Source organism: Fusobacterium varium (genome assembly GCA_021531615.1).
Classification (GTDB): domain Bacteria; phylum Fusobacteriota; class Fusobacteriia; order Fusobacteriales; family Fusobacteriaceae; genus Fusobacterium_A; species Fusobacterium_A varium_C.
Window position 1 is genome coordinate 1 of the sequence record JADYUE010000002.1, and the last position, 22,303, is coordinate 22,303.

Here is a 22,303-nt window from a genome sequence, read left to right on the forward strand (position 1 = left end):
TGCATTGCAAAAAATGAAAGCCATAGCTCCTTCACAGTCATTAGTAGCTTTAAATTCATCAAAGCATAAAGCTTGAGGAAGATAATTTTTATTAGGTAAATGTTCCTTAAAAAAAGAATTAATAATTCTATTAACAGTATTTGGAGAAACATTAAAATCAGAAGCAATGTCTTTTTCAGAAATATTTTTTTGTAATTTAAGAGTAATAGCCAATTTAACATCGTTAGAAATACAACAATTTTTATCAACAATATCAGTTTCAGCGCTGAAAGTTTTGCCACAATCTTTACAACGGAATCTTTGTTTTTGTAATCTTAAAATAGAGTTATATTCTAAAATTTTTAGAAGTCTAATATTTGAAGTTTTAGAACCCCATTTAATGATATTCTTTCCATGACAGTGAGGACATTGATTAGGAGAATAAGAGAGTTTAGCATGAATAATTTTAGAATATACTCCTTTAAAATTTTCCATAGAAATTCCATTTTCAGTAAAAGTAATATTTTTATCTTTAATATTTAGTAAATTTTTGATAGAATAGATTTGAGACAAGTAAACGACCTCCTTATATTTTGTTTGGCGACTTAATTTTATCAGGAAAATTTACTTGTCTCATCTTTTTTTACAAAAAAGTAAAAAAGGTGTTAATACATTTAAGTACCAACACCAAAAATTAAACACCCTAAATAAAAAATGGCTGTGCAAATTGATAATTTTAATTATTAATTTGTTCAGCCTTTTTCTTTTGATTGGAGTTTTATTAAGATTTTTAAGAGAATTTTGTAGAATAAAAAAAGTGGGAAAAATCCCACTTTTTACAGTTAAGCCTATTTTAAGTCCAATAGGCTTAGTTATTAACTGAAATTGAGTATTTATAATCTTGAAAAATTATTCCCACTCAATTTCTATACTTTACTTTCTGCCTTAAAAGTGTTTTATTTTTTTCATTTCCTATTACACCTTATATAATACCCAATACTTTTTTATCTCTTATAAGTCCAATTTAAGCCCATTTACTTTTTAGTGTGCAATTCCTCTAAAAACTCAATCATTCTTTGACTATTCGGGTCGTAAATATGGGCATAAATTTTAAAGGTCGTTTCTATATTCTCGTGTCCTAATCTTTTTGAAATCGTCGCAATATCTAGCCCTTTGTGTAGTAATAAAGATGCGTGGCTATGCCTCAAATCGTGTATTCTTATGATTTTTACCCCTGCTTTAGCCGCAAAGGTTTTTATATCTTTTTCAAAAAGGCTTTTAGTAAATGGAAACAGCCTAGTTTTTTCACTTGGGCAATAAAGGCTATTTATATAATTTCTCAACTCTTCAATTATAGTGCTAGTGACTTCTATTTGCCTACGGCTTTTAGGTGTCTTAGGCTCTGTAATTAAGTCAACGCTTTTAAGTCGTTGATAGCTTTTGTTTATACTGATAATATTTTTACTAAAGTTTATATCTCCAATAGTAAGCGCCAGCATCTCTCCAATACGCATACCCGTCCAAAACAAAAGTTTTAAAGCTAAAAGTGTGACCGGTTTTTCCTTTGCGCTTTCTGCTACTCTTTCAAACTCTTCTATACTCCATATTTTCATTTCTTCCGCGTGTTTACGCCCCATACTTCCCGCCTTATTACAAGGGTTATACTCCAATCCGTAATATTTGACAGCGTAATTCAAAATCGCTGTTAATTGATTATTTAGAGTTTTTAAATAAGTTTGAGAGAAAAGAGCTCCACTTTTTGTTTTCTGGCTCATCATTTCGTTTTGCCACGCCCGTATAGTTACCGGCGTAATATTTTCTACTTTCATTTTTTCAAAATAAGGCAATAGCTTTTTTTCAAATAAATTCTTTTTATTTTCGAAAGTGCTTTCTTTTACCCTCTTTTTTATGTCATTCATATAAAGTTCATAAAAAGATGCAAAAGTCATACTCATTGAGCAAGCCTTTTGTGTTATTTGCTCCGCCTCGTATTGCTTAGCCTCTTTTAGCGTTTTAAAGCCTCTTTTTTTCTTTTGTTTTCTTTTTCCGAAAGCATCAGTTATATAAAATCTAGCTGTATACGTTCCGTTTGGCTCTTTTGTGATAGGCATTACTCGTCCCTCTTTTCAAGTCCTAATTTTTCATATAAAAACTTACGGTTTACTCTACCCCTTATTATCATATAACCTTTTTCTTTCATTTCCTCGTTTACTTCTTTCATAACTTTATACGCCTTTGTCATTTTGACCTTGCATAGTTTTGCTACTTCTTCCGCTGTTAAAAAATCAGACATTTTCATTCCCTCGCTTTTTTCAATAATTGTTTTCAATTTTTCCAATTCGAAAATTTTAATTTTTTTTGGTGTGTCTACCATTTCCAAAAACTCTTTTATTGATGATGTAAAGCATACTATCATCGCCACATCATTAAGCGACAAAAACAAACTTCCTGCCTCATATCTTATAATCGTCAAGCCACTTTTTCCTATAACTTCCCCGAGTTGCTGGGGGGTCATTTTCAATCGTCGCCTTAACATTCTTAATGTTGTCCCTTTTATTTTTTCTTTTTCAATGTCCTTTTCTAGTGGTTTTAATTTAAAAAACCTATCTATTCCCTCGATAAAACTTGATGAGCTACTAACATTTATTATAATTGCGCTTTCACTCATCAAAATATATCGAGGTCTGCCACTTATCTTTTTTTCAAAGATATACTCTATACTATTTATAGTAATTGTATACCTTTTTATTTCCACGTTAGTATTATAGATGTTATTATTTTTGTCTATTCCTATTTTTTTAAGTTTTCTTTCAAATTGGCACTTGATGCCTGTTTTCTTAAAATAATATAAAATATTTTGCACCTTTCCTCATTTCGCAAGCTTGCGAAATTGAACTTTCGGATTTTATCACACACTTTAAAAGCTAATAACCACACACCTTTTTTAATCAATGTCATAATCTACCCAATTGAGCTCTCTTTTAAAAAGTTCGATGTCAGTTTGAGCCTCTTCAAGTGTGCTGTATTCTCCAAATATTTGCCCTCCGACATTATTTTTTAAACAATATCTGTTTGGGAATAGTTTTATAAAAACTTTGCTGTCCTCTTGTTTTAAGGTTACTAGCTCATTGTTTTCAGCGATATATACTTTTGGCTTTTCCTCGACTATTTCAGCATCTATAATATTATTGTCGTATAATGTCAAATTATTTTTTAAAGTGTTTGCCTCTTCTAGTTCTTTTATTTTCGCTTGTATACTCTGTAAATAACGTTGTATTTGTTCAATCTCTTTTTTAGTTTGTGCAAGCTCTTTTATATTCTCTGTTTTGGTCGCTTTTTCAAAATGGCTTATCATTCCCAAAACATACTTAGGCTGTTTTGGTTTTACACTCTTCTTTTTATCATCTTGTTTTTTATCTTTCTCAACAAAAGCTTTTATCTCTTCGGGGTTTGTCAAACCTCTTTCGATAGCGTCTACTTGTGTATTTATTTCCACGTGTTTTCTAGTGAGCTCCTTAACCGCCGGAATAGATAATTTCGTTATAAATTCTATTCTGTCGGGGGCTTGCATATATAATTCATATCTTTTTGTTAGTTCTGATATTTTATCTTTTGTAAACCCATTTGCCGTATACCATTCTACAAAAGTAGTGTCCGTGTCCCTTGCTAGTATCAATTTTATTTCATAGATGCTTTTACAAATCTCAAATAAGCTTTTTGTATGTCGTTTTATATTCTCTAGTATAACCTCTTCTAATTCTAAAACTTGTTTTTTATCTCTTTCGTTTATATTGAACTTGTCAAAATCAAAAAGTGATTGATGCTTGCTTTCCTGTATTGTTTCTTTTAATTCTGCTAAAATTGTATTACTCATATTTTAACACCTCAATTACTCTTTGTATCTCTTTTTGGATAGGGTCTATATATTTATTTTTTGCCTCAAAAATTGTTTTCCCCTCTGCTATTATTCTAGTTACTAACCCGGAATGTTTTATCTGTTCTGTTAAAAGTATAGAGTTATCATCAGTTATTTTCTTTAAAGCCGAATAATATTTTTTCTCTGTTATACTGTTATGTGTTCTGTTTGGTATGATAGCTTTTATCTTTCTCAAACCTACACTTTTTATAAACTTGATGATGCTTTCCGTTGTTACGTCGTCCAAGTAAGTAGGTATCACTATTTTGTCAGCTATTTCAACAAATAAATTATCTAATTCAAGTACAGGGCTAGCATCAATAATGATATAATCAAATCTACTCTCCAACTTTTCAATAAAGTTCGAAAATTTATAAACCTCTTTTTCATCTATCTTGGTCGTCATTAGAGGTATATAAAATAATTGTTCTCTCAATTCCAATACTCCCCCGATGCCCTCTTTTATCCAGCTTTCAAGCCCGGTTTTTAACCTTTTAGCCTCTCCGCTTTTCCCTGCGAATGTAGGTATATTGTTTTGACTATCCGATGTTATTATTAATACTTTTTTATTTTCAAGACTAAGCCCGTGAGCAAGCCACAAGCTTAGAATTGACTTACCCACACCACCTTTGTTATTTTTCACTAATATTTTTACAGCCATTTTGCACCTCTCCTAATTTTTATCTATGTATAAAATTTTATTATCAAGATAAATTGAATAAACGTCATCTGTATCTAGTGATACAAATTTATGTTTTAATAAACTCCACATTTGCACTTCGGCGTCTTGGTCGTATCTCTTTAATACCTCTATCAATTCTTTTACTGTCATTCTTTAACCTCACTATTATAATTACAATTCCACTACCACACTTTTATCTAACCAATAGCACTTATTTGTATCTCCCAAACTTTTTACAAATTCTCTTATTGCATCTTTAACTTTTTTAAAGCCTTCCCCTTGATAATCTATGTTATCATTCATATCAACATAACCGTGTTCATCTGCATAATCTTCAAATTTACTTTGAATTTCTTGTATAAAATTTTCATCAAAAACATTTTCCAAAGTAGTACCATATATTGTATATCCTGCCTCTTTAAATGCCTGTATTTCCTCAACATCGTCAGTTCCTACCAAATATATTTCGTCAACGCTTTCGGCATCTAAAATACAAACATAATCATTTTTATAATCTTTTAATTTTATTTTTTCCATTATGCACCTCTCTTATCTATCTAAAAACCAAAACACAAACGCTATTAATACCAAGCAAAATATCACATCAATTAAATTTTCCACCTTTCCCCCTTACACATTAATTTTATAAGCCGTTTTTTTACCTTTAACTTTGCTAGTAATTTCTTTTTCTAGCTCTGATGCCGTTATTATGCGCCATAAGCACCCTACACGCTTTTTGATGATACATTTATCGGCAAACTTTTTATGATGCCTTAAATAAAGTTTAAGAGCCTCTGACGCCGTTATACTAACATCTTTTAATACTTTAGAGTAAACCTCGTTACCCTTTTTTATCTCTTTCAATTTTGTTGTTATTGTGTAGTTATATATCATTTATCCCCCTCAATACTCGTCCATTGCCTTTTTAAAGCTGTCTAAATCAAATTTTCTCCTACTCTCTCCAGCAACTCTATATTGATAACACATTTCACTAATACGGTCAGCTACACGGCTACCAAACCGGCTTTGTATTGACAGCTTATTTTTTATTTGTTCCGCTGTCAAATTTTGATTATCTAGTTGTAAATTTGTTGTAATGATTAAGCTTTTTTTGCTCCTGTATCTAGCATCTATCAAATTAAATACCTTGTCCTTGAGCCAATCCGGCACCTGTTCGACCCCCATATCATCAACGATTAAGAGGTCGCATTGTTGGACTTTCTCCAACACGTCTTGCTCTGCCTCTCCCCATTCCTTACTAACCTTATTCAAGTACAGCCCGAGATTAATAGACATTACCGTTTTATCATTCGCCATAAGCTCGTTAGCAATGCAAGCCGATGCAAACGTCTTGCCTGTTCCTACCTTGCCATACAAAAACAAACCAAAGGTTTTATTGTCGAGAAAGGCTTTTGTGAATTTTAAAGCCAATCTCATTACCGCCGGGGTCATATCCGCTGTATTAAAAGTGCTTTGTAAAAATTTAGTATCCACAACCGAAATATCTTTAAATCTTTTTACCCTGTTGGCTCTGCACTCTGCCTGTCTTTTTCTTTCTGCCTCTTCCATTTCTTTTGCCTTTAGCTTTTCAAGGCAATCACATTCCGGTACCCACCTCATCAACTCTTTGATGCTTTCCGGAAAGAATGAGGGTATCTCATTGTCTTTTAATTCCCGATAAGGTTTACCACAATAATTACATTTCATAACCACACCCCCTTAAAATTCTATGTGGTCATCACGTTCAGCAAATTCGACATCATTTACATCTAGCTTGCTATTGCTCTTGTTGTCATAAGTTTTATAAAATCCCGATAAAACCTTATCCACTTGCGTATAATTTCTTATGACCGGCAAAGTTGATGATTTACCTTGCAAGTATTCAGATTGATTTATAGCCTCAATGTAATCATCTAGCCTGTCTATTATCTCCATAGGGTTTATTTGTAATGACACTTGATGTACTGTTGTTTTAGTTGCTTGAGCTATCATCAATAAGAGATTTGAAAACTTTTCTTTAATACTTTGAGAATGAGTGAGCGAGTTTTCTTTCTCTTTTTCTCTTATATCTTTCTCTATCTCTATATCTATCTCTTTCTCTATCTCTATCTCTATCTCTTTCTCTATCTCTATCTCTATCTCTTGTAGGACATTGTCTTTTTTTGTCTTCTCTCCAATTTGGACAATATCATCATCTGTCTTTTCTATGTCTTTTTTTGTCCTGTCTTCAATTTGGACAACGTCCTTTTTTGTCCCGCTTTTGTCCTCGATAGCCTCTACTTTTTTCTTTTCTCTATATTCTCTCTTTTTTTTAGCATATTCAGTTTCACAACCTATCATTTTTTGAGTTTCAAGCATAAATAAAGCCCCATCACCTAATTTTTGCATTAAACCCAATTTTAAAAATAATTTTACAGCTGTTCTAACAACATCAACATTTATTCCTGTTACAGTAGCCAGCATATCCTCTGTGTAGGGTATAACATCTTTGAATAATAATTTACCGTCTGAATTAGCACTCTTTAATAAAAGTTTCATATAAAAAATTATGTATTCTTTCCCGTTTGGCATATTTTCTATAAGCTTAACTTCTTCTCTTTCAAAAAAATCTACATTTAGCTTTAACCAAAAATATTTTTTACTCATTACAGCACCCCACTTTTTCTATAATGTCTTTTATCTTAGTGTTACCCCCGTATATTTTTATCAACTCTTTTAATTTTAAATAACTCATCTTTACACCTCTTTTACTTGATTTTTTCAAAAAAGATGGTATAATAAGATATAACTTTATTGCGTACCAAGCAAAGTTATACCGCGTGAGGTTCCCAGCCTCACTTTTTTATTATCCATTCTTTTTCAACAACTTGTGTGATTATCTTTTTATCGCAAATATCACACTTATAATATCTTAATTTTTTAGTAGCCTTGTGTTTAACGCAATACACTTTTAATTCTGCGTTACATTCCGGACATTTCACAAATTAAGCTCTCTTTTAATAATTTCACTTTCAAAATGTGAATTATCATCTTTCAATTTTTCTCTTGTTTCAAGAGTATATTTTATTAAATATTCTCTTGTTTTATCATCAATTTTTTCAAGTTCAATCTCATCTTTTAACACCTTATCTATGCTAATTACAAACCTTTGATTGAACTTTTCTTGTTTCTCAAGAATGAATAATATTTTTTCTTTTAACTCTTTTTCATCTGTTTTTAAAAGTATTTTCAAATCTTTTATAAAAGATACATTAATATCTTTTACCCATTTAATTATCCCGTGCAACTTTTCGCGTCTTGCGTCATCTAGTTTGTCAATTGTTTCTGAATGTCGCAATCCCTCTTCAATAGTCATCACGTGACTTTGTAAGTTCATACTTCGTGCCAGCTCTAAGCTGGGTACACTTGCTTTGCTCATCTTTCACACCTCTTTTTTTATATATTTGGCTTTTTTCAGTTGTTAGCCTCAACCGTACCTATACTTTTTTTAATACAAATTATATTTGTCATGTTATTATAAGTAATTAAATTACTTACAAATAAGGCAAAAATTTTTTATAATCACACCCTATAGCATTACACCACTTTTTTAACAGTGAGATTGTTGGAGTTTTCCCCTTTTTCCAACTACTAAGATGCTTGTTAATAGCTTGCCTATTTTGATTTAATTTTTTGCCTAATTCAACTTGTGTTATTCTTTTTTCTTCAAGTTCTTTCTTTATGGCATCAGCTAAATTCATAATTTACTCCTTTCAAGTTGTAATTTTTTTACTTACAATGATAATATACAACTTTTAGTAAAAGTTGTCAATAAAAAAATTACATTTTTTTTAAAGTAATATTTTTTACACTTACTTTTTTAAAAGAAATATTGTAAGATATAGTTATATTTAACAGGAGGCAACAATGACTATTGGCGAGTTTTTAAAAATAAAAAGGAAAGAAAAAGGGTTGTCATTAAGGCAAGTGGCATATAAAATAAATGTTTCTCATACAAATGTTGCTGATACAGAAAAAGGTATTATAAAAAAAGAAAGTACCATTTTAAAAATAATGTCTGCGCTAAATCTTACGCCTAAGGAAAAAGAAGAGGCTTTAAGACTTTTGATTGAAGAGATAGCCCCAAAAGATTTGCAAAACGAGATGCTAGCTTTGAAAAAAGGACTTGTTATACAAAATAATAGCAATATGGGAAATATCACAGTAGGTAGTAATATTAAAATTTCTCCAAACACTAATAATTTAATTTTAAATTTAGATGGTTTAACAGATGAGCAAATAGAAGAGGTTAAAAAATATATTGAGTTTTTAAAAGTGCAAAATCAAATAAAAGGAAAGTAAAAAATGATAAAAAATAATATTGTCGTACAAAATAATCAGCATATGGGGGACATTAAAGTGTGCGTAAATTATTATTTTCTTAATTACAACTGTTCTCTTTGTGCCAAGTTTTCAGAGCTTGACAACCATCAAAAAGAGTTAGTTTTAAATTTCATTGAAAAGATAGAAAAGAAAAAAATAAAAAAGAGGATTGAATGAGCGTTATAAATAATTTTAAGAATTTATCCAAATTGGATAAGGTTTTTGTTGTGTGGTTTATCTTAGTTTTAATAAGTCTAGTTGATAGTAGTTTTATCGAATTTTTATTTTCTATTTTGGGGCTATTATTTTGGTATATTATTTGTAGAATAATAAAAAATAAATTTTTTATTAAAACAGACGATAAAAATATTATTATGCCTGAACACGTAATTATTCATCTTGACACCACTGGATTGAACAGTGGAAAAGATGAAATTCTTAAAATTACAGCTCTTCGTGTTATCAATGGAGAGATTAAAGATGTTTTTAACGAATATATTAAACCTAAGTGTAAAATTTCTGATGAGATTACAAAAATAAATGGAATTTCTAATGAAATGGTTGAACATTCCAAAACTATTGAAGAGGTATTACCTAATTTTAAAAAATTCTTAAAAGATGATGATTTTCTTGTTGGCTACAATGTTCAATTTTGCATTAATTTTTTAAGAAGTGTTTTTATTCGCATTTCTAAGGCAGAAGATTATTTTAATTATAATTCTATTGATGTATTGACTTTAGTAAAAATTATTATTAACAAAAGATTACCTTCAAGAAAGTTATCAGATGTTGCTAAAGCTTTAAAAATAAAAAATGAGGCATCAACTTTGAATATTGATAAGAATACTTATTTTTGTTTTAAAGTTTTTAATTATTTCAAAAAAAATGTTGTTAACGCTGATGGTAATTGGAATATTAAATTTTTAAAAGATAACTATATTTTAGATGAGAAGATGGAACTTTAAAACATTAATTTGACTTTTTGTCTAAAATACTCTATAATTAAATTATCAATAATACCCGCACCCTGTGGGTTATCAAATTGTGTGTAAAAAATAAAAGGTCAGAATATAAGCCCTAATTTAATTATTGGGGCTTTTATTCTGCTCTTGACCGAGCAGATACACATATTTGATAACAGGGGGTTAAAATGTATTATTTTACCGAATTAGTTGTGCAAATTATGGCGGGTATTATCGTCAAAATAGTTTGCGATTGGCTAGACAAAAAATAATCATACCCCCAGCCCATAGGGCTTTAAAAAAAATACCGGGAAAAACCCGGCTTTTTTTATTTTTTATTCATTTTTTGCCTCTACTTTTACCTCTTCGTTTTTATACTGTTCTAATACCTTTTTTAACTTATTGGGCACAGATACGCCCATTAAAGCTACGTTTTCTAATATCGAAAGTCCCTCATTTCCAATATAAAAACATATAATTATAAACCTACAATTCACGCTCATTGTTGTTGTGTGCATAATAATATCTACAATATTACTCATAGCCACAACTATTAATACAAGAGCCTTTTTAGTGATGCCATATCTCGCCACTTGTGAGTTTAAATTTCCCGCTTTATACGCCTTTATCCAGCCCGTAACATAATCAAACAGCATAAAAGATAGTAACCCTATAAAAGCGTTATCAACGCCCCCTATAAAAAATATCAACGTTCCTGTTGTCGTTGTATAGATAATATCTCCAAAGTTTATTTTAGTTATTTCGCTCAATACTTCACTAACCACTTTATTTAACATAAATACCCCCTATAATTTATTATTAATTACCGTTTCCGCTAAATTAAACCACCATTCACTAATAGCAAGTCCCGGAAAAAAAGATGCTATCATACACATAAAAAGAGCTACACAAACAACTATCACTACAACTTGTTTGTACTCATTTACTTTTTTAATCTCGATGTCCTGCTGTTTTAATTCTATATCTTGTTGTTTTTCAGCATCTCTCGACCTTTTAAACACTATATCTAGTATTTTACCCGCTAAAACTCCTAATATACTTGACATCACACACCTCTTATTTATAATTATTTTCAATATTCGTGTATCTTCTTATCACGTCCGCTGGGCGTTCTTTCCCCCATTTTGTTTGCGATAATTTAAAATTTAGTATATTTTCGCAAGTTGCGATTTTTAAAGTTTTTAAATAGTTGTGCATCTTGCCATTTACACTCAAATTAAATTGATTATGATAATCTACTAGATGTACAAATACCCTTTCGTTTTCCAACTCCGGCATACCACTTAAACTCATCACGTGTTTTATCATTTCTTGCGTGTGTTCTAAGTCGTACGCGTCTATATCTTTCATATGCTCCCTAAGCTTGTTATTTAACTCTATAACCTCGTCGTCTGTACTTAGTAGTATATTTATATCACTATCACTAAAACCACATTTATTTTTTAAAAATTTAATCGCATTGGGGTTGTTTTTTGTATCAAATTGGCTACGCCCAAAGCTCCAGCCACTCGTCCCGCCACTCGCCTTACTAAATTTATAAGCAAACTTTAAGTTTCCCGATATTTCATTTAAAGCGATAACATTCATTATTTTTATAGCTGTATCTTTGCATTTTAGTTTCTCCGCATCTACTCTCAATTACGCATACCTCCTCTTTCTAGTTTTAGGTTGAATATAGTCTAATATGCTAGACGCTTGTTTTTTACTCAATTCACTTATTGTTTTTGCTCCAAATTCTTTTAAACGGCTATTTACATAGTCGCAAACGTCTGGGTCTTCCATTCTATCTTTTAGAAAAGCAACTTGATTTTTAGTTATCGCCTCATCATTTGATGAGATGCTAGAGCTTTTAAAATCTTCAATATTTAATTCTAGCATATTTACTAAAAATAGCATAATAGACTTTTTATACATCTTTACAACATTTGATAAAAAAGCATCATTTGCAATTATTAAAATTGTTTCCTCTTCTTTTTCCTCTTCTCTGTGATGAACTTTTATTTTAAACGCTACTTTTGAGTAATTATCTTTAAAATCTAGTATTTCATACCCTTTATTTTTAATATAAACTTCATTGTCAGCCAATTTTTTTATTATCTTTTCGATAACAACCTCGAAAGTATCATCACTATTAATAAAATATTTGATGTTATCTTTCACATTTTCAATTATACCGCTTATATTTCCCATTTTATTTCTGTATCTCCTTTATATGTTGTATTCCGTTTCTACAAACTCCATCAGCCAGCCTGCGTGGTCTTTTCTTTGTGCAAAAGCTTTCAACTCTTTTTCCCCTGTTTTTTCTTGTGTTTGTGGATTTATTACATCAACCTCTAATAACACAAGCTCACATTCATAAACATCTTGTGTTCCGGGCAAAAATATTCTTTCTAGCGTTTCGCCCTCTCTTATTTCGATGACTTCCTGCTCCTCTGTTGTTTTAGCTCTTCCCTTAGTTTTTGCTGTCCTAGTTATTATGATTTTTCTCTCTTCTGCATCAATCGTTACCATATGTTCACTCTCCTTAATTTTCCGTCTTTGTTAATATATTTTTTATCTTTCAAGGGTATAAAATACTTTTCTTTTAATCTATAACTGTTACAAAAATTCAACCAACCTTTATACGAGTTTATTGTACAATTATCGTGATAGCTTAATACCTCTTTATTTCTTAATTTTATTAGAGCTTTTTTCATATTTTTTAAAACTCTTTTTCTAAGTAAAATGTAATTACCGAAAAATCTATATCCTAAAAAGTCTACCCCTCTTACTCTCGATGGAAATATTTGATAATTCTCTTTTAAACTTAATTTTAATTCACTCTCAATATACTTTTTTATTGCCTCTCTCACTCCGTGCAACCTTTTTTTATTATCTCCAAGTATTACAATGTCATCACAATAACGAAAATAATATTTAATTCCTAATTTTTCTTTGACATAGTGGTCTAAACACGATAAATATAAATTTCCTGCCCATTGCGACCATAATGAACCGATAGGTTGTCCCTTATCGCTCCCCACACTAAAAATAATATTTTTTATCAGTTCTAAAAGTCTAGTATCTTTTATTTTAGTTTTTACTATCTCAAATAAAATTCTATTATCTATGCTTGGATAGTATTTTTTCATATCAATTTTTAAGCAATACTTTGTACCCTCTGGGTCTTTTAACATTGCTTTTTTTACTCTTTTAGCTCCCATATGCAACCCTCTATTTTCTATGCTTGCATAGGTATCGTAAATCATATTTTTTAAAAATCTATCCTCTATTTGTAACATTATCGCCCATTGGACTATCCTATGTGGGTAATACGAAAGTTTTAAGATTTCTCTTTCTTTTCCTTTGTCGTTGATAATTTCCCTTTTATAATCACTCGAATTTATAAAGTATAAATCATTAGCAAGTAAAAATCTTAAATTAGCGATATATCTTTCTGTATTGCTATTTACTTCTTTTACTTCCGTGTAATGTGATTTTCCTTTCCTAGCTCTCAAGTGAGCGTTTAATAGATTTTCATAAGATATTATTTTATCGAATACGTTTCCAATTCTTTTCAACTTTTTTCTCCTAACATTTTTGTCTTATAAAATTTAACGAGTTTTCGCAAGTTACTACTAACACGTTTGTCATCATTTTTTATGTTTTGCCAAGAGGCAGGGTTTTTGATGTTCAATCGAATAAATATTTTATTTACAATAATAAGACTAAGTGAGTGCCGATATTCGAATTCACATTCGACGTGACATTATTGCAATTCAAGTACGTGACCCCGGCATTCGAGGCATTATTCCAATTCGTACCCGACAGTACGTATGTTTTTATACCAGCTATCAAAAACCCATTTTTTTAAATTTTACGCTCCGCTAGCGCTGTGCGCTATTGTTGCGCATAAGACAAGCGAGCGCCGATAGCCGAATCCACATTCGACGCGACATAAGCGCAATTCAAGAACGCGACCCCGGCATTCGAGGCATTATTCCAATCCGCACCCGACAGCACGATATTTTCTTCGCCCGGGTCGTGCGACCAATAGTAATCGCAATAGTATGTGCTAGAGCCTCCACCTGTCGCTTTAGGCATAAAAGTCCACTCTAATCCGACCGGGTATTCCATATCGGTAATATATCCGTTAGTTACTTTTTGTGTCATATCTTTAGAATATAGAGCCATACTGCTTGCCACGTCCATTTTAGAGTGGTCGTTTGTATATCTCCAACCTGTATCAGTTAATAAGACACCGCTTATAAACTCCCATACATTCCCCCAAAGGTCTTCAATTCCTCTGTATCTCATTGAACATTTACCATTCCCATTGCCGTTATCAAGGTATCCACTCCTATCTCCTAGCGCATTTGACTGCCCGGTTAATCTTAATTCCGTATTATTTGTCAAACCGTCTTCCCAAGTCATATCAACTATTCCACGACCGCAAGCCTCTTGGCTGTCTAGTGTTCCAAACTCTGTATAAAACAAAAGTTGTATAGCCCACTTTTCATATATTGATGATATACCATAATTGATGTTACGCCCTTGACGGCTAGCATCTTGAAACGATGCTTTTGTTTCGTTTACAGTAGGCAATACTCCCGCAACACTTCTTAATTGTGTCCCTTGCACATACCCTTTATACGCTCCCCATAAAAAGTATGGTCTTATCTGTCCATTAGGCTTTTTAAATGCCGGGTGTACCATAAACCCGGGTTTACCATTTGAGCCGTATAAATCCGGTATCGTGTCATCAATCTCGAATTTAGGCTTTCCGTTCGACTGTCTTGTCACTTTTATGAAAAAAGCTGGTATTTTTACCATAACGTCCCCGTCTGTCCCTGTCAAATTCGATGGTGTTCCGTCGGCTTTTCTGCTCCAATCCATTTTATCTAATTTATATTTTAATGCTCCCGTCGTTGTGTCTACTACCCAACCACCTATATTGCTAAAAATAGGGTGACTGTCAAATACTGATGAGTAACTTTGTGATTTATGCGGTAAATTTGCTTTTGTATTTTGTCTGTAATCTGCCATTTTCTTATCTCCTTTTAATAATGTATTTTTCTTAATGTCACATCTCTTTTTACATCGTGAGAGTGTAGAGGGTTGTCTATTTGTGTTTTTGCAAGCGCTGGCGATGATACGTCTTGTGATGCCGTCATCACTTTTGTAAGCGCCGGATTTTCAGCCGTTTGTATTGTAAAGCTTACCGTATAATTTTTAACCGGCATTTCAAACACGGTTGTTGAATTAGTACGTATTACCCTCGCGCTATCCTCAATAGCAAAACCGCAAATTTTATGGTCGCTATTATTTACTAAATCAAATAAACACTCCATATCTGCCACAAGTCTATAAAATTGTTTTAATTCGGTTTCGGCTTGTTCTTTGTTTAATTGTGGCGTTGCCATTTCCCCGTTATCTTGTGAAGACATCACTTTTGTAAGCGTCGGACTTGCAACTGTCTGTATTGTAAAACTTACTGTGTTTGTATTTTTATCAGGAATAGTCAAGCTTGTTACTATTGTATTTTCTTTGTAATAAATATCCCCGTTATAATATTCATTATTCGCATCATAGTACCCTTTGTAATTATTCCCTAATAAACTCTCCAAATCCTCGATAGTGAGTTTTTTTAATAGTTCCTCTATTTTAGTATCTATCTCGTTTTTACGGTAGTATAAAGGGTCGTGATTATGCTCGAAATTCTCTAGTTCTTCCACTTTGTGCGTATGTTTAGCAAGACTTATCCGTCCTTGCTCATCAACTTCTATACCTACCCCTATTAATACACGCCCTAGAGTTGTTTTTGATGCTTTTTTAGCAATTTCGTTTGCTAAATCTTGTGCGTTTCCTGTAAATTTTCCTTTTTCCAATTTTTCGTTGGTCAGTTTTTTTGCGTTAGCATCTAACAATAAAAAGTTAGTTATTAAATCATCTATATATACAACTCTATTTTCATCGGGTAAGATAAGGTTTAAAAACTCACTCAATGAATAATTAAGTTCTTCTTCTCTAGTTTGCATTATACCCCCTCTTTTTCTCTCAACTCTTTCCAAGTGTAAGCACCTATTTGCCCCCAAGTACGTGGGGGCAACATTCCCCACGTTCTGTACATAAAACTAAAATTAATTGGTAAATGAGCGGGTTTCGCCTCGTCTATCATAAACTTTAGAGTGTCTAAATCATCAGGTATTCCCACAAGAGAAACAAACTTTATTTCGATAGTTGCATCTACAAACAACACTTTTATTACTCCATTTCTCCAACTGTTAGCAATAGTTTGTAAAAGTTCAACATCACATTTCCCGGACATTTTCCAACGCGCCTCTATTTCTGTTCTTTTTCCCTCTAAAGTCTTCGAGATAGTTTTATAAGCTAATTCTTTCTCTAATTCTTTTATACGCTCATTTGACATTGTAGAAAAGAGATATTCTTGAGATAATAGTTTTAATTTATTTTCCAGCTCGTCAAGAGCGATGCCCCAACTTTCAAAAAGAGCTAAAATATACGGGTCTTTTCTAAATATTTTGTGAATAATATTTATTAATTTTTCATTATTTTTGTTCATATACATTTACCTCTTTTAAAACTGCAACCTCTTCAACTCCTATTGTGACATTACTTGTCCCTTTATTGATGCTTAATTCTGTCCATTCTGCTACGCCGTCCGTATCTAGCAAGGCACTTGCTATCAATGAATAGGATACATAATCTTTTTTAAAAGCTATCTCTTGTAAAAATCCTACAATATTTTTTTCAATCTCTTTTTTTACATTCTCAATATCCTCGCCCGTTTCAAGTATTATCTTAACATCTACAACTATCTCTTTAGCCACTGCCGACTGTATTGTGCAATAAGCTCCGATGGGCGCCGTTCCATATCCCGCCCCCCAAAGCTCATCATCTTCGCCTTTAGGGTCTATATAATTTTGTACTTTTTCCACTAGCTCTGCACTGGCTGGTTGCTTATTACTATCAATTATGATGACCTTTACGGTATTTCTACCATTCCAGAGTGGAAAAACTTTTGAGTTCCCCACGCCCACAACTTCCCTCGACCATTGCATATAGTGATATTTGTTTCCACTTGTTGCTGGTGTTCTAACTGCTATATAATAACGGTCTAATAGTGAGGCGTCATCTTCCGCCTCAAAGCCGTCGTATGTGGCTCGCTCATTAATGCAAGTCTTTATCCCTTGAATTGTTATGGGCATTAATACAACGCTTTTAGCTCCTACATTTCCAACCGTTCCCGCTTGCACTGCTTGAATTTTTATTTTCCCTATATCTGTTATTTTTTTATCTTCTAAAGACATAAATTGTACAGCGTTCGGGGTTTCAAATAAATCTCCAACCTTTACAGCTCCGTTGCCTGTGAGGGTCAATTCCCCTACTGCATACGTTGCCTGTTTTCTTACAATACCTTTTAACTGTTGCACTCTCTTTTCTAGCTCTTCCCCTGTTAAAGAGCTTATATCAAAGTATTTCCACGCTTTTTCTATTTCGCTTTCGTAAGGTTGCATTACTATTGCGAGGGCATTTGATAAATCGTGCGTAAATGTTCCCGGTGTTTTTAAATATTCAGCGGGCATCTCATTCAATATATTTTTTAGTATTTCATCTTTAGTTTTACTTTTGTAATTAGACATTATATATTACCTCGCTTTCGACCGTTTCTGCATCAACTTTCAAGACAATAGTTATTATTAAGCTATTAAAATCTTTTTCTATTTTTATCTCTATTACCTCATCAATGTATTTATGCAACTTTATTTTTTCTATCAATTCATCTTGTATTTGTGCGATGGTAAATCCCGAACTATAATATTCTCGCCCTCGCATTTCATACAAAAAACTTATACCGAACTCTGTATTTTCATATACTTTATACTTTCCAAATTCTGTATTTATAAGCAAGTACAACCATTGCTGTATCTGCTGTTTTTTAGTCGCTATTTGCACTTTTCCGTCTTCTACTACTATTTTTTTTGATTTTACATCGAAAAATATATCTTTATACCCGTTTTTTTGCTCATCTACTACGGTTTTTTGTATTTCTTCTGTCATTCTTACCGGAAAGATGCCCATATTTCCCCCTTTATTTCTTTATTTTCCGTACCTTGAAATCTACTATCCACATTTGCCCGTTTTCAGTAGGGGTTACTCTTACCAAGTCCCCCTTTTTTAGCGTATCGGTATTAATAAAAGTCCCTGTTGCTTTATAATTCCCCTTCCCAGCCAATTCGTTGATTGGGTGTGCCGGGTGGTCGCCCACCGGCTCTGATGATGTTGTATTTTGAAAATTATACTCTGTCATTTCTCCGGTCAACTCATATGTTCTTGTATGATCATCAAATAATCTATCATTCATATACAACATACGAGGATATAAGATATATTTACCGTCCATTATGCTTATAGTTAGCTCGGGCGGTGGTTTTATGACTACACCCACGCAAACTTGAAATTCTTTTCTAGGTATTGCCCCTTTAAAAAATTTTGCTACAAAATCAGCATTACTCTGCATACTCTTCAACCTCTACACTTGTTAAATGTTCGCCACTTCTCCACGTGTGTATACACGATTTTATTAAGTAGTTTCCCACTAAATAAAACTCTGCATTATTTAGTTTTAGCACTCTACCGGCTTTTAAAGCTATATTTCCAAAACCTTGCAAAGATGCTGTTTTAAAGATTTTATTTAATTCTTTCAACTTAGTCTTTGCAATGTTTCTCACTTTTGCCTCGTCTTCGTCGGGGTCTACTGATATAACCTCTTGTAAACTTCCATATTTTTTGATGTTATTATCATCTTGTGCTGTTGCTAATATTTCCGCCTCGTCTTGTTCATTAGAAATGACAATAATTTTATTTTTCATCTCTAAAATACTCTCTGTTACGCTCTCATCTGCTGTTTTTTTAGATGTAAACTCTACTTCAATAACTTTAAAAGGCGAGATATTAAAGACATCATTTTCATACTCTAACACATATTTAATGCCCGTTTCGTTATTTACTTGTTTTAGTATATCCGCTATTATCTCCGCGACGGTATTGCTATTGTACATCTTCGATATTGATGTACTCATATTGCTAATTGTCCCGATAGGCGCTCCAGCCTCTTTCAATACTTGTCTTATTGCATCAGACGCTGAAATCTCCTCAAATTGCTTTAATATCTTATTTTTATTCAGATAAAAACAAAAATCTAAGCATTTGACACTTTTTGAGAACTTTGAAAAGGTCTGTTCTAGTATTACGCCTTTAAAAATAGTTTTCCCCTCGACTTCTAATATAACCACATCGCCTATTTTTATATTTTCGCAACTTGCGAAATCTACATCATTATAATTTCTAGCAATATCAAACGTAAGGCTTGCCCCTACTGTTTCCGTTGCCGTGTTTAACTTGACATTATTTGTCAAGTCGGTCATATCAATCGTTGCATCTTCTGCTGAAATCAATAACTTCATTTACTCTCACACTCCGTCAATGTCAAATTGAACTCTACATCTTTATTTGTTTTCTCATAATAATCAAAGTCTTTGATATATACTCTTTTTGTGATAGTTTGATTAATACTAACTATTGTTAATATCAACTTTGATTTTCTATGAGTTTCAAAATACTTTAAGCATTTAGGGGCTAGTGTAATGTTAAATGGTAGCCACCTGTACAAACGGCTTGGAAAAAAAGAGCTTATCTTTACTTCAAACAGTCCCTTTTCTCCTATCAAAGTAATTTTTTTACCCTGTGAGTTTGTAAACTCTTCACTATGCAAAGGCGAGGTATACGCAACTTTTTCTCTATCTATGTAAGGAAATCTAAAAATATTTTTCCTGTCCAGCGTTGACAAATATATCTCCACTTGTCCCCCTTTCTATGTTACATTTTGCATATTATATTTAATTATATTCTTAAAAACTCCCGCGACTTTCTCCTCGAAATCATTATATCCGTAAACGTCGCCGTTTACGTTTATTGTGATTTGAGGCTCTATATTTTTTACTATTGTTTGAGATTTAACATCTGTAACATTATTGTTTTTTTCAACCTTTGCAACATCATTTTTTAGCATTTCAGCCTTATTTATGTTATCAAAAGGGCTTTTTTTGTTATCAAAGTCATCTATTTTGTTATTAAACACGGATTTTTCAACATCATCATTTGATAATAACTCTTGTTCTGTAACCTCATTTATTTTGACGTTTTTTTCTTCATCTGCCGAAAAAAAGCCTTTTATCCACTTCCAAGCTTTCCCCGCCCCGTCTATTATGAGTTTAAATCCTTTTATAATTGCTAAAATCGGGGCAAGCGGTAACAACAATAACTTTGCCCACTCTGGCATATACTCTCCAAACTCTTTGAACTTATCCCAACATATTTTTACTACACCAACTATAAGTTTGAAACACTTATATAAAATATATCCTACCACTACGACTGCAAGTATAATTCCTGCTATCGTTAGAAAAGCGGGATTTAATAACAATACATTTAAAGTTGCGAAAACAATTTTTACTGCACTTATAACGCTTGATAAAAAAATCATTGCCTTAGCAACCATATATACAACCCCTACAACCTTTAATACAGATGCTATCGTTTCTTTATTATCTTTCAGATAGTTATACACCGCTATAACTGTTTCTATGATTTTATTAAAAGTTTCAGTAAACTTTTGCGCTATCTCATCAAGCGTTCCGTCATTTTGCCACTCGATGAGTTTGTCTGCTACCATTTGCAACTTTTGACGCAACATATCAAGCATTGAGCCTGTTTTTATAAGTCCGTCTTCCATTCCAAATATTTTAGCAAGTGCCATTCCTGTTGCCCCTGTGATAGTACTCCATACCCCTTTAACCGTCTTCGAGAGCTTATCAGAGCCACCCTCAAACTTTTCTCTCATTATAGTTTCGATGACAACTTGCATATCTGCATCTTTACCTTTTCTAAGTTCTCCGGATTTTTTAAAGACTTTGTTTTTTCCAAACATTTGATTTGCCTTAGCCATTATCATTTCTTTATTTATTCCAAACTCTTTTATCCCCTCGAACTCCTGTTTTGACAACATATCTATCAAAGCATCTGTTGCCTGCTCCATTTCTTTATTAGTTGCTCCTGCCATATCAGCAACCATTTTGAGCCACTTTTCACTATCCACGCCCAAAGCCTCCATTTTTGCTGTCGACTGTATAGCCTCTTCGGGCGTGAACGGTGTTGCGATTGATAGCTCTTGCGCCTTTCTTATCAGCTTTGTTGTTTTCTCCGTGTCTTTTGTAGCTGTTTCAAGTTGCGTTCTATACGCCTCAAGGTTAAACGCTGTTTCAAGTCCTGTTTTTAGTGCAAAGCCCCCCGTTGCTGTAACTGCTACGGCTGTAAGTTGCCCCATTTTTTTGACAACATCATCAATAGAGCTTATAGCACTATCACGCCAGCCTTTTACTGTCTTTTTTGCGTCATCAAATTTCTTTTTATTTTTTGCCACTTCCGAGCTTAGCTGGCTTATTTTTTGTCTAGCCTCTTTCGCCTTTTCTCCTGCCTCTTTTTCAGATTGAGTATATCTCGTTATATTTCTTTGTGCTAATTTAACCGCTGTGCTATTATTTAAAAGTGTTTCTTTTAAGCTTTCTAGCGCTTTACTTTGAGTTTTTATAGTTGTTGTATTCGTTCTTTCCTCTTCTTTTAAAGCTTGTATTGACTTCTTAGCGTTGTCATAAGCACTTTTACTGCTGTTATACTCCCTTTCAAGTGATTGTAAAATCCTTTCCTGTTCTTTTACCTCTTGCGAGTTATCGTCATACTGTCTTTTAAGTTCAACAAGAGTATTTTTAGCGTTATCATATGCCCTTTTATTTTCATTGTACGAACTTTGTAACCCGCTTAATTCGCTTTCGTGCCTATTTATAGAGACTTTTATCTCCTCATTTTTAGCTTTTAACCTATCTAGTGATTTTACATTATCTTGATAAGCTTGAGAGCTGTTGAGGACTTCTTTTTTTACCTCTTCCATTTTGTTTTTAGCCTGTTCAAGCATTTGAGAGGCTTTTGTTTGGGCGTCTTCATATCTTTCAAGCTCTTTCTTTGTATTCTCATACTCTCGTTTTAACTTTCTTACCGACATCAAAGGGGCTTGTAATTTTTGTGTCATTTCATCCTTTAGATTAAGTATAGTATTTATTACTCTTGACGACATATTATCCCCCCATTATTCTAGCAAGCACTTTCAACTTTTCAGTATCGTACTCAACTTGCTCTTTTTTATGATTATTCATACTATGAATAAAAAATATTTTTTCCACTTCATTGAGATTTAACAAATAATCTAATTTAAAACCTTTTTCGAGATAGTAACACACCCAATATAGCTCGCCCGGGTCTGTGCTA

The 22,303-nt window shown here is 32.5% G+C and carries 28 protein-coding genes; 2 read left to right on the forward strand and 26 right to left on the reverse strand.

All coding sequences use genetic code 11. The features are described 5' to 3' along the window. The 11 genes from I6E31_02065 to I6E31_02115 form a co-directional block, all read right to left on the reverse strand. On the reverse strand, positions 1-552 hold a 552-nt coding region (locus I6E31_02065), incomplete at its 3' end, for a transposase (GenBank protein ID MCF2638753.1). Between the two features lie 461 nt (positions 553-1,013). Beyond that, entirely contained in the window at positions 1,014-2,090 is a 1,077-nt protein-coding gene (locus I6E31_02070) for a site-specific integrase (GenBank protein ID MCF2638754.1), read from the reverse strand. Then, a complete protein-coding gene (locus I6E31_02075) occupies positions 2,090-2,272 on the reverse strand; it encodes a transcriptional regulator (protein MCF2638755.1) in 183 nt (60 codons plus the stop codon). Before I6E31_02075 ends, I6E31_02070 begins: the two co-directional genes overlap by 1 nt. A 651-nt stretch (positions 2,273-2,923) precedes the next feature. Next, complete coding sequence (locus I6E31_02080; protein ID MCF2638756.1) at positions 2,924-3,853, reverse strand: hypothetical protein; 930 nt, start codon at positions 3,851-3,853, stop codon at positions 2,924-2,926. Further along, complete coding sequence (locus I6E31_02085; GenBank protein MCF2638757.1) at positions 3,846-4,556, reverse strand: ParA family protein; 711 nt, start codon at positions 4,554-4,556, stop codon at positions 3,846-3,848. The genes I6E31_02080 and I6E31_02085 overlap by 8 nt, the downstream gene beginning before the upstream one ends. A 192-nt stretch (positions 4,557-4,748) precedes the next feature. After that, positions 4,749-5,114, reverse strand: a complete 366-nt coding sequence (locus tag I6E31_02090; GenBank protein ID MCF2638758.1) for a hypothetical protein — start codon at positions 5,112-5,114, stop codon at positions 4,749-4,751. A gap of 93 nt (positions 5,115-5,207) precedes the next feature. Beyond that, a complete protein-coding gene (locus tag I6E31_02095; protein ID MCF2638759.1) occupies positions 5,208-5,471 on the reverse strand; it encodes a hypothetical protein in 264 nt (87 codons plus the stop codon). A 9-nt stretch (positions 5,472-5,480) separates the two neighbouring features. After that, positions 5,481-6,284 carry an ATP-binding protein gene (locus tag I6E31_02100; protein ID MCF2638760.1) on the reverse strand — a complete coding sequence of 268 codons (804 nt, stop codon included), beginning with the start codon at positions 6,282-6,284 and terminating at the stop codon, positions 5,481-5,483. Positions 6,285-6,296: 12 nt separating this feature from the next. Then, positions 6,297-7,223: a phage replisome organizer N-terminal domain-containing protein gene (locus tag I6E31_02105; GenBank protein MCF2638761.1), complete on the reverse strand. Its 927-nt coding sequence runs from the start codon at positions 7,221-7,223 to the stop codon at positions 6,297-6,299. 331 nt (positions 7,224-7,554) lie between these two features. Then, positions 7,555-7,995 carry a hypothetical protein gene (locus I6E31_02110; GenBank protein MCF2638762.1) on the reverse strand — a complete coding sequence of 147 codons (441 nt, stop codon included), beginning with the start codon at positions 7,993-7,995 and terminating at the stop codon, positions 7,555-7,557. A gap of 115 nt (positions 7,996-8,110) precedes the next feature. Further along, the gene (locus tag I6E31_02115) at positions 8,111-8,317 is read right to left on the reverse strand and encodes a helix-turn-helix transcriptional regulator (protein ID MCF2638763.1); all 207 of its coding nucleotides are present in this window, start codon (positions 8,315-8,317) and stop codon (positions 8,111-8,113) included. Positions 8,318-8,483: 166 nt separating this feature from the next. Here I6E31_02115 and I6E31_02120 point away from each other — a divergent pair, with 166 nt between their 5' ends. After that, positions 8,484-8,918 carry a helix-turn-helix transcriptional regulator gene (locus I6E31_02120; GenBank protein ID MCF2638764.1) on the forward strand — a complete coding sequence of 145 codons (435 nt, stop codon included), beginning with the start codon at positions 8,484-8,486 and terminating at the stop codon, positions 8,916-8,918. A 194-nt stretch (positions 8,919-9,112) separates the two neighbouring features. After that, complete coding sequence (locus I6E31_02125; protein MCF2638765.1) at positions 9,113-9,904, forward strand: 3'-5' exonuclease; 792 nt, start codon at positions 9,113-9,115, stop codon at positions 9,902-9,904. A 332-nt stretch (positions 9,905-10,236) separates the two neighbouring features. Here I6E31_02125 and I6E31_02130 read toward each other — a convergent pair whose 3' ends face one another. The 15 genes from I6E31_02130 to I6E31_02200 all read right to left on the reverse strand — a co-directional run bounded on the left by I6E31_02130 (position 10,237) and on the right by I6E31_02200 (position 22,112). Then, positions 10,237-10,686, reverse strand: coding sequence for a phage holin family protein (locus I6E31_02130; GenBank protein ID MCF2638766.1), 450 nt, complete (start codon positions 10,684-10,686; stop codon positions 10,237-10,239). 21 nt (positions 10,687-10,707) lie between these two features. Beyond that, complete coding sequence (locus I6E31_02135; protein ID MCF2638767.1) at positions 10,708-10,968, reverse strand: hypothetical protein; 261 nt, start codon at positions 10,966-10,968, stop codon at positions 10,708-10,710. A gap of 10 nt (positions 10,969-10,978) precedes the next feature. Continuing rightward, on the reverse strand, positions 10,979-11,509 hold the full coding sequence (locus I6E31_02140) for a hypothetical protein (GenBank protein MCF2638768.1): 531 nt from the start codon (positions 11,507-11,509) through the stop codon (positions 10,979-10,981). 51 nt (positions 11,510-11,560) lie between these two features. Further along, entirely contained in the window at positions 11,561-12,112 is a 552-nt protein-coding gene (locus I6E31_02145; protein ID MCF2638769.1) for a hypothetical protein, read from the reverse strand. Between the two features lie 18 nt (positions 12,113-12,130). Further along, on the reverse strand, positions 12,131-12,433 hold the full coding sequence (locus I6E31_02150) for a hypothetical protein (GenBank protein MCF2638770.1): 303 nt from the start codon (positions 12,431-12,433) through the stop codon (positions 12,131-12,133). Then, entirely contained in the window at positions 12,427-13,482 is a 1,056-nt protein-coding gene (locus tag I6E31_02155; protein ID MCF2638771.1) for an RNA-directed DNA polymerase, read from the reverse strand. The genes I6E31_02150 and I6E31_02155 overlap by 7 nt, the downstream gene beginning before the upstream one ends. 319 nt (positions 13,483-13,801) lie before the next feature. Further along, positions 13,802-14,947 (reverse strand): hypothetical protein, encoded by a 1,146-nt coding sequence (locus tag I6E31_02160; GenBank protein MCF2638772.1) that lies wholly within the window; start codon positions 14,945-14,947, stop codon positions 13,802-13,804. Positions 14,948-14,961: 14 nt separating this feature from the next. Beyond that, the gene (locus tag I6E31_02165) at positions 14,962-15,939 is read right to left on the reverse strand and encodes a hypothetical protein (GenBank protein MCF2638773.1); all 978 of its coding nucleotides are present in this window, start codon (positions 15,937-15,939) and stop codon (positions 14,962-14,964) included. Continuing rightward, complete coding sequence (locus I6E31_02170) at positions 15,939-16,484, reverse strand: DUF2313 domain-containing protein (protein MCF2638774.1); 546 nt, start codon at positions 16,482-16,484, stop codon at positions 15,939-15,941. Before I6E31_02170 ends, I6E31_02165 begins: the two co-directional genes overlap by 1 nt. Further along, positions 16,471-17,565: a baseplate J/gp47 family protein gene (locus I6E31_02175; protein ID MCF2638775.1), complete on the reverse strand. Its 1,095-nt coding sequence runs from the start codon at positions 17,563-17,565 to the stop codon at positions 16,471-16,473. The genes I6E31_02170 and I6E31_02175 overlap by 14 nt, the downstream gene beginning before the upstream one ends. Next, a complete protein-coding gene (locus I6E31_02180) occupies positions 17,558-18,004 on the reverse strand; it encodes a DUF2634 domain-containing protein (protein ID MCF2638776.1) in 447 nt (148 codons plus the stop codon). The genes I6E31_02175 and I6E31_02180 overlap by 8 nt, the downstream gene beginning before the upstream one ends. Before the next feature lie 10 nt (positions 18,005-18,014). Then, on the reverse strand, positions 18,015-18,443 hold the full coding sequence (locus I6E31_02185; protein MCF2638777.1) for a DUF2577 family protein: 429 nt from the start codon (positions 18,441-18,443) through the stop codon (positions 18,015-18,017). Then, complete coding sequence (locus I6E31_02190) at positions 18,433-19,389, reverse strand: hypothetical protein (protein MCF2638778.1); 957 nt, start codon at positions 19,387-19,389, stop codon at positions 18,433-18,435. The genes I6E31_02185 and I6E31_02190 overlap by 11 nt, the downstream gene beginning before the upstream one ends. After that, the gene (locus tag I6E31_02195; GenBank protein MCF2638779.1) at positions 19,386-19,784 is read right to left on the reverse strand and encodes a hypothetical protein; all 399 of its coding nucleotides are present in this window, start codon (positions 19,782-19,784) and stop codon (positions 19,386-19,388) included. The genes I6E31_02190 and I6E31_02195 overlap by 4 nt, the downstream gene beginning before the upstream one ends. 12 nt (positions 19,785-19,796) lie before the next feature. Continuing rightward, entirely contained in the window at positions 19,797-22,112 is a 2,316-nt protein-coding gene (locus tag I6E31_02200; protein MCF2638780.1) for a hypothetical protein, read from the reverse strand. Positions 22,113-22,303 lie beyond the last annotated feature (191 nt).

What these genes read in the sequence shown, in the direction of transcription:
- I6E31_02120 (MCF2638764.1), top strand. Translation starts at nt 8,484, where the DNA reads ATGACTATTGGCGAGTTTTTAAAAATAAAAAGGAAAGAAAAAGGGTTG.
- I6E31_02150 (MCF2638770.1), bottom strand. Translation starts at nt 12,433, where the DNA reads ATGGTAACGATTGATGCAGAAGAGAGAAAAATCATAATAACTAGGACA.
- I6E31_02170 (MCF2638774.1), bottom strand. Translation starts at nt 16,484, where the DNA reads ATGAACAAAAATAATGAAAAATTAATAAATATTATTCACAAAATATTT.
- I6E31_02190 (MCF2638778.1), bottom strand. Translation starts at nt 19,389, where the DNA reads ATGAAGTTATTGATTTCAGCAGAAGATGCAACGATTGATATGACCGAC.
- I6E31_02140 (MCF2638768.1), bottom strand. Translation starts at nt 11,509, where the DNA reads ATGAATGTTATCGCTTTAAATGAAATATCGGGAAACTTAAAGTTTGCT.
- I6E31_02115 (MCF2638763.1), bottom strand. Translation starts at nt 8,317, where the DNA reads ATGAATTTAGCTGATGCCATAAAGAAAGAACTTGAAGAAAAAAGAATA.
- I6E31_02105 (MCF2638761.1), bottom strand. Translation starts at nt 7,223, where the DNA reads ATGAGTAAAAAATATTTTTGGTTAAAGCTAAATGTAGATTTTTTTGAA.
- I6E31_02185 (MCF2638777.1), bottom strand. Translation starts at nt 18,443, where the DNA reads ATGCAGAGTAATGCTGATTTTGTAGCAAAATTTTTTAAAGGGGCAATA.
- I6E31_02125 (MCF2638765.1), top strand. Translation starts at nt 9,113, where the DNA reads ATGAGCGTTATAAATAATTTTAAGAATTTATCCAAATTGGATAAGGTT.
- I6E31_02160 (MCF2638772.1), bottom strand. Translation starts at nt 14,947, where the DNA reads ATGGCAGATTACAGACAAAATACAAAAGCAAATTTACCGCATAAATCA.
- I6E31_02110 (MCF2638762.1), bottom strand. Translation starts at nt 7,995, where the DNA reads ATGAGCAAAGCAAGTGTACCCAGCTTAGAGCTGGCACGAAGTATGAAC.
- I6E31_02100 (MCF2638760.1), bottom strand. Translation starts at nt 6,284, where the DNA reads ATGAAATGTAATTATTGTGGTAAACCTTATCGGGAATTAAAAGACAAT.
- I6E31_02145 (MCF2638769.1), bottom strand. Translation starts at nt 12,112, where the DNA reads ATGGGAAATATAAGCGGTATAATTGAAAATGTGAAAGATAACATCAAA.
- I6E31_02090 (MCF2638758.1), bottom strand. Translation starts at nt 5,114, where the DNA reads ATGGAAAAAATAAAATTAAAAGATTATAAAAATGATTATGTTTGTATT.
- I6E31_02135 (MCF2638767.1), bottom strand. Translation starts at nt 10,968, where the DNA reads ATGTCAAGTATATTAGGAGTTTTAGCGGGTAAAATACTAGATATAGTG.
- I6E31_02085 (MCF2638757.1), bottom strand. Translation starts at nt 4,556, where the DNA reads ATGGCTGTAAAAATATTAGTGAAAAATAACAAAGGTGGTGTGGGTAAG.
- I6E31_02070 (MCF2638754.1), bottom strand. Translation starts at nt 2,090, where the DNA reads ATGCCTATCACAAAAGAGCCAAACGGAACGTATACAGCTAGATTTTAT.
- I6E31_02080 (MCF2638756.1), bottom strand. Translation starts at nt 3,853, where the DNA reads ATGAGTAATACAATTTTAGCAGAATTAAAAGAAACAATACAGGAAAGC.
- I6E31_02180 (MCF2638776.1), bottom strand. Translation starts at nt 18,004, where the DNA reads ATGGGCATCTTTCCGGTAAGAATGACAGAAGAAATACAAAAAACCGTA.
- I6E31_02165 (MCF2638773.1), bottom strand. Translation starts at nt 15,939, where the DNA reads ATGCAAACTAGAGAAGAAGAACTTAATTATTCATTGAGTGAGTTTTTA.
- I6E31_02095 (MCF2638759.1), bottom strand. Translation starts at nt 5,471, where the DNA reads ATGATATATAACTACACAATAACAACAAAATTGAAAGAGATAAAAAAG.
- I6E31_02175 (MCF2638775.1), bottom strand. Translation starts at nt 17,565, where the DNA reads ATGTCTAATTACAAAAGTAAAACTAAAGATGAAATACTAAAAAATATA.
- I6E31_02200 (MCF2638780.1), bottom strand. Translation starts at nt 22,112, where the DNA reads ATGTCGTCAAGAGTAATAAATACTATACTTAATCTAAAGGATGAAATG.
- I6E31_02075 (MCF2638755.1), bottom strand. Translation starts at nt 2,272, where the DNA reads ATGTCTGATTTTTTAACAGCGGAAGAAGTAGCAAAACTATGCAAGGTC.